Source organism: Pacificibacter sp., assembly GCF_039769035.1.
GTDB lineage: Bacteria > Pseudomonadota > Alphaproteobacteria > Rhodobacterales > Rhodobacteraceae > Celeribacter.
The window spans coordinates 1-12,891 of record NZ_JBDMZG010000083.1; the positions used below are offsets into that span (position 1 = coordinate 1).

General features: G+C 53.9%; 9 protein-coding genes. 3 read left to right on the forward strand and 6 right to left on the reverse strand.

The window, feature by feature from the left end:
- Positions 1-109: 109 nt before the first annotated feature.
- The 3 genes from ABF287_RS07900 to ABF287_RS07910 all read left to right on the forward strand — a co-directional run bounded on the left by ABF287_RS07900 (position 110) and on the right by ABF287_RS07910 (position 3,588).
- The gene (locus ABF287_RS07900) at positions 110-517 is read left to right on the forward strand and encodes an FCD domain-containing protein (protein WP_347184472.1); all 408 of its coding nucleotides are present in this window, start codon (positions 110-112) and stop codon (positions 515-517) included.
- Positions 514-1,887, forward strand: a complete 1,374-nt coding sequence (locus tag ABF287_RS07905; protein ID WP_347184464.1) for an FAD-binding oxidoreductase — start codon at positions 514-516, stop codon at positions 1,885-1,887. Before ABF287_RS07900 ends, ABF287_RS07905 begins: the two co-directional genes overlap by 4 nt.
- 1,164 nt (positions 1,888-3,051) lie before the next feature.
- Positions 3,052-3,588 (forward strand): YaeQ family protein, encoded by a 537-nt coding sequence (locus tag ABF287_RS07910; protein WP_347184465.1) that lies wholly within the window; start codon positions 3,052-3,054, stop codon positions 3,586-3,588.
- 60 nt (positions 3,589-3,648) lie between these two features.
- Here ABF287_RS07910 and ABF287_RS07915 read toward each other — a convergent pair whose 3' ends face one another.
- The 6 genes from ABF287_RS07915 to ABF287_RS07940 form a co-directional block, all read right to left on the reverse strand.
- The gene (locus ABF287_RS07915) at positions 3,649-4,437 is read right to left on the reverse strand and encodes a crotonase/enoyl-CoA hydratase family protein (protein ID WP_347184466.1); all 789 of its coding nucleotides are present in this window, start codon (positions 4,435-4,437) and stop codon (positions 3,649-3,651) included.
- On the reverse strand, positions 4,437-5,291 hold the full coding sequence (locus ABF287_RS07920; RefSeq protein ID WP_347184467.1) for a hydroxymethylglutaryl-CoA lyase: 855 nt from the start codon (positions 5,289-5,291) through the stop codon (positions 4,437-4,439). Before ABF287_RS07920 ends, ABF287_RS07915 begins: the two co-directional genes overlap by 1 nt.
- Complete coding sequence (locus ABF287_RS07925) at positions 5,284-7,287, reverse strand: acetyl/propionyl/methylcrotonyl-CoA carboxylase subunit alpha (RefSeq protein ID WP_347184468.1); 2,004 nt, start codon at positions 7,285-7,287, stop codon at positions 5,284-5,286. Before ABF287_RS07925 ends, ABF287_RS07920 begins: the two co-directional genes overlap by 8 nt.
- A 7-nt stretch (positions 7,288-7,294) precedes the next feature.
- The gene (locus ABF287_RS07930) at positions 7,295-8,902 is read right to left on the reverse strand and encodes a carboxyl transferase domain-containing protein (RefSeq protein WP_347184469.1); all 1,608 of its coding nucleotides are present in this window, start codon (positions 8,900-8,902) and stop codon (positions 7,295-7,297) included.
- Complete coding sequence (locus ABF287_RS07935) at positions 8,902-10,065, reverse strand: isovaleryl-CoA dehydrogenase (RefSeq protein ID WP_347184470.1); 1,164 nt, start codon at positions 10,063-10,065, stop codon at positions 8,902-8,904. Before ABF287_RS07935 ends, ABF287_RS07930 begins: the two co-directional genes overlap by 1 nt.
- Positions 10,066-10,080: 15 nt before the next feature.
- Positions 10,081-12,891 (reverse strand): indolepyruvate ferredoxin oxidoreductase family protein (locus tag ABF287_RS07940; protein ID WP_347184471.1); only part of this gene is annotated, 2,811 nt, incomplete at its 5' end.

A 12,891-nucleotide genomic window follows, 5' to 3' on the forward strand; every position in this document is an offset into this window, starting at 1 on the left:
ACAGCACACGCGCCGCATAATACAACCAACCAGATGAGCCAGATACTCGCCTAAATTACGCAGCCTCTGGACCCAAAAACTCTGACGACGTACAATTACCGAACATTTCATCACCTTCGAAAAGCGCGCCGTGCGCGAAGCGATTGAACATGGTGGTGAAGATTGGGAAACCAAAATTGTGGCCGTGCACCATCGGTTGAGCCAGATTGAAAACCTGCCGTGGGAGCGCCGGATGGAACGCCATTCGGAATGGGTCGAACGCCACCGAGAATTCCACGAAGCGCTTGTTTCTGCCTGCCAAGGGCGCTGGCTGTTCCGTTTGCGGTCAATCATGTTTGATCAGCTTGATCGCTACAGATTTGTAACCAAACGCGCACCTGAAGGCCTAGGTGGCCGGAAATTCGAGGAACATAGCGACATCATGGCAGCCACGCTCGCGCGAGATGCCGACCTTGCGGCAAGCCTGATCGAACACCACTTCCGCGACACATCCGAACGGGCAATTAAACTGCTATGACGAATACGTTGCAACAACTGCAAGAAGCACTGTCTCCAAACGCTATTTTGACAGGTGCCGATATGGCCCCTTACCTAACTGACTGGTTGGGCGAATACGAAGGGAAGGCGCTCGCTGTTGTGCGCCCTTCATCGACGCAAGAAGTCGCTCAGGTTGTCAAGATTTGCCGCAAAGCGGGCGTCATGGTTGTGCCACAGGGCGGCAACACTGGCTTGGTCGGCGCCGCCACCCCCACAAGCTCAACACGCGAGGCGGTTGTGCTGCAACTAGGTCGCATGAACGCCATTCGTAGGGTCGATCCACGCGACAATGCCGTGACCGTCGAGGCTGGATGCGTGCTCTCGAACTTACAGACCGCCGCCGAAAACGAAGGGCGGCTGTTTCCATTGTCGCTTGGCTCGGAGGGCACTGCGCAAATTGGTGGGCTGATCGCGACCAACGCAGGCGGCACAATGGCACTTCGTTGGGGGGTCATGCGCGATCTTGTACTTGGTCTGGAAGTGGTTCTTCCCGACGGTCAGATCTGGTCCGATTTATCGAGCCTGCGCAAACGCAATCTGGGTATCGACCCCAAGCACCTATTTTTTGGCGCCGAAGGGACGACAGGTATCGTCACAGCAGCCGTATTGAAGCTGGTGCCGCGCCCCCCTGCCCGTGCGACGGCATGGCTTTCGTTAAATTCCCTTGATGCTGCGCCCGAGTTCCTGAGCCTTGCGCTTGAACACACAGGCGGAGCTGTCGATGCCTGTGAGCTGATTCCCAAGCAAGGCCTCGCGTTTGCCAGCGCCCATATCGAAGGCGCGCGCGCACCACTTGATGACGTGCCTGACTGGTCCGTCCTTGTCGAAATAAGCGGCCCCGACGAGACCCGCCTTCAAGACACACTGATGACCCTATTAGAGACGGCGATGGAACAAGACCTCGTTTGCGACGGTGTCGTTGCTGCCAGTAATACGCAGCGCCAAGACCTTTGGTTTCTGCGCGAGGCGATCGTGGAAGGGCAACGCCTTGCTGGCTATCAGATCAAGCACGACATCGCGGTGCCCGTCGCGCTTGTTCCCGATTTCATACGAGAGGCCAGCGATTTGGTTTTAGAGATTGATCCCGACGCTTTGATTTCAGCCTTTGGCCACATTGGCGATGGCAACATCCACTTCAATCTATCGCCCAGCGACAAGATGCCATCTGCTGCACTTTCCGAAAGTGTGTACCGAGCCGCCCTTGCGTTTGGCGGAACCATAAGCGCCGAACATGGACTAGGTCGAAAGAAGTTACAGATCGCAAAAGACCTGAATGCTGGCCAAACTTTCCCGATGGATATCGCAACGCTTTTGGACCCATTGCGCGGTCTCAACCAACTTTACGACTAAGGCGAGGCAAGATCGAAGCAAGCGATGTTTTTCAAGTACGCGGCATAAGCAGATCAAAGTTTTACGAGACATCGGTCAGTCTACATTGGAGCTCAGCACTCATTTTTGCATGGTCAGCAGGAAATGACCGCCGCCTTTTCCTATAGCAATTGACTGCATTTGCCGCGCGGCAAAAGCGGCTATTGACTGCAAGTACCTCGAGATCCACTTGGTCGCAGCCTGGGGGGTGATTTTGTTTTGCAGTTTTGAAAGGATGTGCCGGGGCCTGCAAAGTCGGAATCCAACCGAGAATAGTGGGACAATTTTCCCGAAAAACATAATGAAACTATGGGAAGTCGGAGTGCCCCACTTTTCACTAAATCATTGATTCAGAAAACTTTATGCACCCCGGCCCTGGGCACCATTTTTACTCATTAATGTCAATGAACTACAACATTTTCGACACAGTACTGTGTTGGTCGGTTTCGCTTTGGCTGGCATATGGGTATCAACTCGAAAGTTCGAAGCCCATCCGAACCGGTTTCATTGGCTGCAGAACAGGCAGGGGCCTCAATCCGGATGGTCCGCGGTAGTCTGTGGCGCCGGAACAACTGACAAGGATTGCGCAGCATTTTCTGAAGTTGCAGTGCGTGCGCGTTGAGAGGGCTGGCGGTAGCAGCATCTCTGTTGGGCCGACAAACCAGCTCGACTTGACGGGTACTCGCGGTACTAGCCGAATTCCTGCATCGAGACAGCGCGCCTCAAAAGAAGATTTTTAAGCGAGAATGCAGCAAGTCGGGATGTGGCAAAGTCCGGGCGACGAGACTTATACACAGGAAAACTGCTAGAATAGTGCACGAAACTCGTCTGTGTATATTTTTGCGATTCCCTTGTCTCCTTCATAGCAAACATTGCTCGAAAGAGACCGGAACTAAACCGCGACAAAACCATCGTTTAAAACCCGCCGGCTATCTGTGTGGCACAATGCTTGATCATCATCGGGCCGGATTGATGGCTGGTTTGCGACATCAGCACCATTTCAGGAGAACTGAGCAGTCTCGTTGAGCGTGCTTCCAGTAAGCTTGACGTGTTCTTCGGCGTGACTGGGGCTCTGCGGCGTTATCTGCTTTCCTAAAGCGCGCAGAGCCATTACGCATAGCCAAATCAATCAAGTTTGGACACATCATGGCGCAGAAAGCTACCATCTACAAAGTTGACCTCTCTGTCAGTGATATGGATCGTCACTATTACGAGAGCCACAAACTGACGATTGCAAAGCACCCTTCAGAGACAGATGAACGGATGATGCTGCGTATTTTGGCTTTCGCGTTAAATGCGCATGAACAACTTGAAATGACCAAGGGGCTTTCGACGGATGATGAGCCAGACATTTGGCACAAAAGCTTAAGTGGCGAACTTGAACTGTGGATCACTTTGGGCCTGCCAACTGAGAAAATTGTTCGCCAATCCTGTGGCAAAGCCAAAAAGGTGATCGTCTATACCTATGGCGGCAACACTGCGGATATGTGGTGGGACAAGATCAAGAACAGCACCACGCGGTTCGATCACCTATCTGTGGTCAATTTGGCCGAGGCTGAAACACGTGCCTTGGCAGACTTGGTCAGCCGCTCGATGCAGATGCAGGTGAACATTCAAGAAGGCGAAGTGATGGTCAGTGTCGGCGACGCTATTGCTTATGTGACACCGATCACTGTTAAGTAAAACTGGCGCAGCGGTCATCCCGCTGCGCTGCAGGTCTTTCCAAAATCAACGACTTAGACGTTATTGCCAACGCGGTTTTTGTTTGGCGAAAAACGCGTCAATTCCGTGGGTCGCTTCTTCACCTTCCCAGATGTCGGCCAAGCGTCCGATCGTGCGCGTGATGACGGCTTCGTCGATCGTTGGACCAAGCTCTCTGGCCAGTGCTTTGGCCTCAGCCACAGCAAGCGGCGCAACATTCAGGTACGGGAAAACTGCGGCTTCCACCGCTGCATCCATATCATCATCGCCCGCGATCTGTGCCACAAGCCCCAGCTCAACGGCCTTTTTAGATCCAAAAATTTCGGCATTCATAAAGACGCGCCGCGCCCTGCCTTCGCCCATACGTGCAATCACATAGGGGCCGATGGTGGCGGGAATAATGCCCAATCTGGTTTCGGTCAGACCAAATTTCGTGTCGCTATGCGCAATCACAGTATCGCAGACCGACGCCATGCCGACGCCGCCGCCAAAACATCCGCCATGAACCTGACCGATCAAAGGCGCGGGAAGCTCATTGAGCGCCCGCAGCATTTGCGCAAGCTTGGTTGCTTCAACAATGCGCGTGGCACGGTCAGCCGCAATTTGCGCCTGCATCCACTTAAGATCACCGCCAGCGCAGAATACTTTGCCAGCCCCACGCATCACAACAACACGCGTCCCAGCGCCCGCTTTGAACGTGGTGGCGAATTCTGTCAGCTCGTCGATCATAGTGGCCGAAAGCGCGTTGCGTTTCTCTGGCAGATTTAGCGTGAGATAACACACACCGCGGTCGTCCAAACTCAGATCCAAAGTTTCGTAATCGCGTTTCATCAATCTGTCCTCAATGTCTTTGCAAAGCGGCCCACCTCAGCGAGCTTGTCCACATCGATACCTGTTTCAATGCCCTGCCCGTGCAAAAAGGCAACCACGGCTTCTGTCGCGACATTGCCGGACGCACCGGGCGCGTAAGGGCAACCGCCCAATCCCCCGACGGAGCTGTCAAACACCCGCACACCGCGCGAAAGACTGGCGGCGATGTTTTCAATCGCGCGCCCAGACGTCTCGTGGAAATGCCCCGCAAGGCGTTCCGCAGGCACCACATCCAAAACAGCATCGAGCATTTTGTTGACCGTCTCAGGCGTGCCCTTGCCAATGGTATCGCCGAGGCTGATTTCATAGCACCCAAGATCGATCAGCGCTTTGGCGACACGCGCAACTTCGCTTGGGGCGATGGCACCCGTGTAGGGACAGTCTGTCACACAAGACACATAGCCACGCACAGGCATGTCGTTCTCGCGTGCCAAATCAAGCACCTCTTGATACCGCGCGAGGCTTTCTTCGATCGAACAATTGATGTTCTTTTGGCTAAAGGCTTCGGAAGCCGAGGCGAATACCGCAACTTCGTCAAGGCCTGTTCCCAAAGCGCGCGTCAGGCCGCGCACATTGGGTGTCAGGGCAGCAAATTTGGACGAAGCGCCTTTCGGCAATTGCGCAACCACATCTTCTGCGTCGGCCATTTGCGGCACCCATTTCGGGCTAACAAAACTGGCAACTTCGATTTTGCGAAATCCACAGTCCACAAGATCGTTGATCAGCTTCACCTTATCGGCTGTTTCAACGAATTGCTTTTCGTTTTGCAGACCATCACGCGGCCCCATTTCAAAGATTAGAACTTGATCACTCATCCAAAAGCTCCAAGCGAATGACGACTGCGCCAGCATCGACTTGATCGCCTTGTTCCACAAGAACCTCGGCAATCACGCCATCACGTGGGGCAGCAAGTGTGTGTTCCATCTTCATGGCCTCAATCACGATCAAAGCATCGCCAGCTGCCACGGTTTGTCCCGCGACGGCGTCTAGTTTCGTGATTGAGCCCGGCATAGGCGACAAGATAACACTGCTCGACGCGTCATCATCCCCTGCCCCAAAGTTAGGTTGCGGAATTGTATAACGCTCTGTTTTTCCGTCCATAAAGACAGATACATCGTCGCCTTGTGCAAAGACAGTCGCGCGGCCACGGTAGTCGTCATAGGCAATGTCATAACGACCTTCGCCCAAGTCGATGACTTCTAGGCCAAGTGTCGCGTCGGACCAGCTGACCTCGAACGTGGTGGGCGACAAGATTGTGACGTTAAACGTCACCTCTTGGTCATTCACGATCAACGCTTGGCGACGTGGCTCTGTCCCCCATTGCTGCCATCCAACCAAGTTTACCCAAGGATCATCGGCGGGCTGCGGTGCCAAAACACCCAGTGCTGCAACTGCGGCCAATGCTGTCGCGGGTTCAGACGATGGCGCTACTGCCGTCAAAGCGGTCAAATCACGTGCAATCAAGTTTGTGTCCACCTCGCCGTTTGAGAACCCTGCGTGGCGCGATAAGGCCACAAGGAAATCAAGGTTGGTGGTGCTGCCACTGATTTGGCAATCTTGCAAAACAGTCGTCAACGCATTGAGCGCGGATGCCCGATCATCACCGTGTACAATCACTTTCGCAATCATTGGATCATAGAATGGGCTGATCTCATCACCTTCGCGCACACCACTGTCGATCCGCACAGCGCCCTTTTCAAATGCGCTGCCTGCGGGAAACTGCAAGTGATCTAAGGTACCTGTTGAGGGCAAAAATCCACCGGGGACGTCTTCTGCATATAGGCGCGCCTCGAACGACCAGCCTTTGATCGACAATGCTTCTTGCTTGACGGGCAAGACCTCGCCAGCGGCAACGCGCAATTGCAGTTCAACAAAATCAAGGCCTGTAATCGCCTCGGAAACGGGGTGTTCGACCTGCAAACGCGTGTTCATTTCCATGAACCAAAACCCGTCAGCGCGCAGCCCATCTGAGCCATCGACGATAAACTCAACCGTGCCAGCGCCCGAATAGTTGATGGCTTTCGCGGCATTGATAGCGGCAGCTCCCATGGCTGCGCGAACATCGTCAGGCATGTCAGGCGCGGGTGCTTCTTCGATCACTTTTTGATGGCGACGCTGCAAAGAACAATCGCGCTCAAACAGATGCACCGCATTGCCGTGGTTGTCGCCAAAGACCTGAATTTCAATATGGCGCGGTTGGGTGATGTATTTTTCAATCAAGCAAGACGCATCGCCAAAACTGTTGAGACCTTCACGCTGCGCGCCTTCTAGGCTGGCGGCGAAATCTTTGGGGTCTTCGACCAATCGCATGCCTTTGCCACCGCCGCCTGCGCGGGCTTTGATCAAAACCGGATATCCAATTTTGTCGGCCTCTGCAGCCAAAAAGACCGGATCTTGGTTTTCACCGTGATAGCCAGGAACAACCGGAACGCCCGCTTCAATCATCAAAACCTTGGCGGCATCTTTAAGCCCCATGGCACGAATGGCAGAGCTAGACGGGCCGATAAACGTCAGGCCAGCGGCCTCAACCGCATCCACAAACTCAGGATTTTCAGACAAAAATCCATAGCCTGGATGGATAGCCTGCGCGCCCGATTTGAGCGCGATCTCAATCAGCTTATCCCCCAAGAGGTAGCTTTCGTTCACGGCAGATGGGCCAATATGGTAGGCCTCATCAGAGAGCGCGACATGTTTGGCGCGCGCATCGGCATCAGAGAAAACAGCAACAGTTCGGATGCCCAAACGTTTCGCTGTCGTGATGACACGGCAGGCGATTTCGCCGCGATTTGCTATAAGAATTTTATTAAACATACCGCAATTACATCCTAAATAGGCCAAAGTTGGTCTCAGGGATCGGCGCATTCAATGCAGCCGCGAGCGAAAGGGCAAGAATTTCGCGAGACTTTGACGGGTCCACAATGCCATCATCCCAAAGCCGTGACGCCGCATACAGCGGGTGGCTTTGGCGTTCGAACATATCAATGGTTGGTTGCTTAAAGTCCTGTTCTTCTTCAGCAGACCAAGATGCACCGCCGCGTTCAATTGAGGCGCGTTTGACAGTTGCCAAAACGGACGCGGCTTGTTCGCCGCCCATCACAGAAATGCGCGAGTTCGGCCATGTCCACAAGAAGCGTGGCGAATAGGCGCGACCACACATTCCGTAGTTGCCAGCCCCAAAAGAGCCGCCGATCAGCATGGTGATTTTCGGCACTTCGGTGGTTGCAACAGCCGTCACAAGCTTGGCACCGTCTTTGGCGATACCTGCGGATTCGTATTGGCGTCCCACCATGAATCCCGTGATATTTTGCAAGAACACCAGCGGTGTTTTGCGTTGCGAACACAGCTGAACGAAGTGCGCGCCTTTTTGCGCGGATTCGCCAAACAATACACCGTTGTTGGCAACGATCCCAACAGGCATACCCATGATATGGGCGAAACCACAGACCAAAGTCGTGCCGTAACGGGCTTTGAATTCGTCAAAACGGCTGCCGTCGACAATGCGCGCGATGACCTCTTTGACGTCGTAAGGCGTGCGCAAATCTGCAGGCACCACGCCCAAAATTTCTGACGGATCATACAGCGGTGCTTCTGGCGTCGCCAAGTCAATCTGTGCCGCAGGCTGCGAGTTGAGATTGGACACAGCATCACGGGCCAAAGACAACGCATGGCTGTCGTTTTCGGCCAAGTAATCAGCCACACCAGACAAGCGCGTATGAACATCGCCGCCACCAAGGTCTTCTGCAGACACAACTTCGCCCGTCGCGGCTTTCACCAACGGTGGACCAGCCAAGAAGATCGTGCCTTGTTCTTTCACAATGATGGTCACGTCGGACATGGCCGGCACATATGCGCCGCCAGCTGTACACGATCCCATCACCACAGCGATCTGGGCAATCCCTTTTGAAGACATGCGCGCTTGGTTGAAGAAGATGCGACCAAAGTGGTTTTCGTCAGGGAAAACTTCGTCTTGGTTGGGCAAATTCGCCCCGCCGCTGTCGACCAAGTAAATACACGGCAGACAGTTTTCCTCAGCGATCTTTTGCGCCCGCAGGTGCTTTTTGACCGTCATGGGAAAATACGTCCCGCCTTTAACCGTCGCATCATTACAGATCACCATCACAAGGCGACCCGACACACGGCCCACGCCCGCAACAACACCTGCACAAGGGGAAATCCCATCGTACAAATCATTTGCGGCGAATTGGCCGACCTCAAGGAACGGTGAGCCCGGATCGAGCAGTTCCGCAACACGTTGACGCGGCAGCAATTTGCCGCGTGATAGATGTCTTTCGCGCGCTTTCTCTCCGCCACCAAAAGCAGCCTTATCCGCAACCGATTGGATCAGCGACAAACCAGGCTGGTGCGCGGCCATATTGGCTTTGAACGACGCTGAATTCGGTGAAATGGTTGATTTTAAGACAGCCATTAGGACATTTTCCCGACCAGTTCGCGACCAATGAGCATCCGGCGGATTTCACTGGTCCCTGCCCCGATTTCCATAAGCTTCGCATCACGGAAAATACGGCTCACAGGGGTTTCATTCATAAAGCCCGCGCCGCCCATAGCTTGGACAGCCTGATGGGCCACGACCATTGCTTCTTCAGACGCGTAAAGCACACAAGCTGCGGCGTCTTGACGGGTAACTTCACCACGATCACAGGCTTTTGCGACCTCATAAACATAGGCCCGCGCCGAGTTCATTTTGGTGTACATGTCGGCGATCTTGCCTTGCATCAATTGGTAAGAGCCAATCGGTTGACCGAATTGCTTGCGCTGCACCATGTAAGGCATGATTTCGTCCAAGCACGCCGCCATGATGCCACAGCCGATGCCAGACAGCACCACACGTTCATAGTCCAGACCAGACATCAAAACTTTGACGCCTTTGCCCAACTCGCCAAGAATGTTCTCAGCAGGCACGTAGACGTCTTCAAAGATCAGCTCGACCGTGTTTGAACCACGCATCCCGAGCTTGTCAAAGTGCTGCGACGTGGAAAATCCAGGCATGCCTTTTTCGATGATAAAGGCGGTGATACCTTTGGAGCCTGCGTCCGGATCAGTCTTTGCATAGACCACCAATGTTTCCGCTTCGCCGCCGTTGGTGATCCAAAACTTTGTGCCGTTCAGACGAAACCCGTCGCCGTCTTTGTCGGCTTTCAGCTTCATGCCGACAACATCAGACCCAGCAGCCACTTCGGACATCGCCAAGGCACCAACGTGCTGACCGCTGATCAAACCGGGCAGATATTTCGCTTTTTGCGCGGCATTGCCGTTGAGCTTGATTTGGTTAACGCACAGGTTTGAATGCGCGCCGTAGCTCAAGGAAATCGATGCAGACGCCCGCGCAATTTCTTCAACCGCAACAGTATGCGCCAAATAGCCCATGCCAGAACCGCCGTCTTCTTCGGGCACGGTAATCCCCAAAAGGCCCAAATCACCGAACTCTGTCCAAAGCTCGCTTGGGAAGTTGTTTTCCTCATCGGCTTGTGTTGCCAGTGGCTTGACGCGGTCTTGCGCCCAGCGGTGAACCATATCGCGCAAGGAGTTTACTTCCTCACCAAGATCGAAATTCATTGTATGCATAAACATGGTTTGTCTCTTCCCTTAGTGATTTGCGGCGACGGCGTGTGACGCCTGTTCGCCTGCAGTGTTAGCAGTGTTAAATTTAGCCAAAAGCGCATCGCGCTCAGCGTGGTAGGTTTCCATGGCCTTCTCCTTTACGGGGCCAAAGCCACGTACCTCATTGACCAAAGATAGAAGCGAAATCGCATCCTGCGCCGTCTGGGCCGTCAGTCGGTCACAGACCAAGTTGAGATCGCTTTGGTATGTCGCAATCAGCGCGCGCTCTGCTTTGCGCTCAGCGGTGTAGCCAAAGACATCGAGCGGTGTCCCGCGCAGCGACTTGGCCTTTGCCAAGACCTTGAACAGTTTCAAAGTTGATGCACCAAACTCGCGCTTTTTAGGGCGACCATTTGGAGCTTTGCCCGACAGCATTGGCGGCGCAAGATTGAACGATAGTTTGTAATCGCCTTCAAACTGCGCTGTCATCGCCTCAGAAAACGAAGGATCTGTAAACAGACGTGCAACTTCGTATTCGTCTTTATATGCCAGTACTTTAGCATAATTGTGCGCCGCGGCCCGTGTGAGTTTTTCTGCCAAGGCTTGGTCATCAAGACGCTGCGCCGCTTGCGCGACTTTGTCCATCATTGTGCCATATTTCTTGGACAACGAACGGTTTTGGTACTTTGTCAGATGAGTTTTGCGATGCGCAATCAGGTCTTCCAGCGACAAGTCGGCCAAGGCTTTAGACTTAGGTTGCGGTGCCAAAAGTGCGTGAACCGATGCAGGGTCATGCGCCAGAATACGGCCCCAGTTGAACGCGTTGATGCTGGCGGCGATAGCGACGCCGTTCAGCTTGATCGCTTCAAGGATTGACGACAATTCCAACGGCACAAGGCCAGATTGCCATGCATAACCAACCATCATGATATTGGCGGAAATCTCGTCTCCGGTTACAGTTCTGGCAACCGCAGAGAAGTCATGGAAATCGTCGCGGGTTTTCACAACAGCGGCGATATTGGCCTCGACTGTGAATTCTTTAAAGTCGAAATCACGTTCTCTGACGAAAGTGGATACAGGCGTGACCTTGGTGTTCACGACACCGGCTGTCTGCGTAGGATCACACAAGGAAATGCCGTCTTTAGACGCTGCAACAACACCATCTGCGGCCAACAAAAGGTCAGCACTGCCCAAAGAAATCCGCGGTGCGCGCGCTGGACGATCCGGATTTGAAATTCGGATGTGGCTTAGAACGGCGCCGCCTTTTTGCGCAAGACCGGCCATATCCATCACCATCGGAATTTTACCTTCCAAGTGCGCGGCCATGCCCAAAACGCCACCAATGGTCAGAACGCCCGTACCTCCAACGCCTGTCACTGCGATGTTCCAAGGGCGTGTGATTTCGGGAATTTGCGGATCAGGCAGCGCGCTGATGTCTGCCTCTGATTTGCCAGTTGTTTTGCGCAAGGCACCGCCTTTGACCGTCACGAAAGACGGGCAGAAGCCCTTCAAACATGAGAAGTCCTTGTTACAGGCCGTCTGGTTGATTTGACGTTTGCGGCCATGTTCGGTTTCAAGCGGATCGATGGCGATACAATTGGACTGTTCAGAACAATCACCACAGCCTTCACAGACGGCAGGGGTGATGAACACGCGCTTGTCAGGGTCTTCGGCCAGCCCCCGTTTGCGGCGACGGCGCAACTCTGCGGCACAGGTTTGTTCATAGATAATCGCTGTGGTGCCTTCGACTTCGCGCAGTTTCAACATCACGTCATCAATGTGATCGCGGTGCAAAAGCTTGGTGCCAGGCGCAAGCTCAGAAATCTCGTACAGCTCAGGCTTGTCAGTCAGCAGGTAAATCTCTTTCACCCGCTCATGATAAAGCTGGTGGCTCACTTGCTCTGGCGTCAGTTCTCCATCAACGTTCTGGCCACCGGTCATCGCCACGGCGTCATTGTACAAAATTTTATACGTGATGGTGGCGTTTGCGGCGACAGATTGGCGAATGGCAAGCGATCCAGAGTGGAAATACGTACCGTCGCCCAAGTTTACAAAGCGGTGCTTCTCATCACAGAAACGGCCGATAGCACTCCACGGCACACCTTCTGCGCCCATGTGGGTGAATGTTTCTGTATTGCGATCCATCCATTGCGCCATAAAGTGACAGCCAATGCCCGCCATCGCTTTTGAGCCTTCTGGTACGCGGGTTGACGTGTTGTGCGGGCAACCCGCGCAATAGTGCGGCAGTCGAATAACCGGCGCCTGAACAACCTCGCTTGCTTTTTCAAGGCCCTCCAAACGGGCCAACTTGGCTTTGAGGCGCTCAACCAAATCGCTTGGCAAATCAAGGCGCAACACGCGATCCGCGATAGCCCGCGCCACGGACGTGACAGTCAGGCCTTTGGACATGGACAAGAACGGTTTGTCGTTTTCGTCGAATTTGCCGACGATGCGCGGACGGACATCAGCGCGCCAGTTGAACAACTGCTGTTTGATTTGGTTTTCAATAATCTCGCGGCGCTCTTCAACGATCAGGACTTCTTCCAGACCTTCCGAGAACTGGCGGATGCCAACGGGTTCAAGCGGCCAAGGCATACGTACTTTGTAAATCCGCAGGCCAATCGCTTCGATTGCACGTTCACCAAGATCAAGTTCAAACAAGGCCTGACGCACGTCTTCATAGGCTTTGCCAGAGGCCACAATGCCAAGGCGCGCTTTCTTTGTGTTCACAACAGTCTGATCAATACCATTTGCGCGCGCGAATGCGATCGCCGCATAGCCTTTGTACTCTTGCAGGCGCTCGTCTTGCACCAAGGGCGCATCAGGCCAACGCAAGTTTAACCCGCCCTGTGGCAT

Excerpts from the sequence above, each read along its gene's own strand:
- ABF287_RS07910 (WP_347184465.1), top strand. The coding sequence starts at position 3,052 with ATGGCGCAGAAAGCTACCATCTACAAAGTTGACCTCTCTGTCAGTGAT.
- ABF287_RS07915 (WP_347184466.1), bottom strand. The coding sequence starts at position 4,437 with ATGAAACGCGATTACGAAACTTTGGATCTGAGTTTGGACGACCGCGGT.
- ABF287_RS07930 (WP_347184469.1), bottom strand. The coding sequence starts at position 8,902 with ATGGCTGTCTTAAAATCAACCATTTCACCGAATTCAGCGTCGTTCAAA.
- ABF287_RS07905 (WP_347184464.1), top strand. The coding sequence starts at position 514 with ATGACGAATACGTTGCAACAACTGCAAGAAGCACTGTCTCCAAACGCT.
- ABF287_RS07925 (WP_347184468.1), bottom strand. The coding sequence starts at position 7,287 with ATGTTTAATAAAATTCTTATAGCAAATCGCGGCGAAATCGCCTGCCGT.
- ABF287_RS07935 (WP_347184470.1), bottom strand. The coding sequence starts at position 10,065 with ATGTTTATGCATACAATGAATTTCGATCTTGGTGAGGAAGTAAACTCC.
- ABF287_RS07920 (WP_347184467.1), bottom strand. The coding sequence starts at position 5,291 with ATGAGTGATCAAGTTCTAATCTTTGAAATGGGGCCGCGTGATGGTCTG.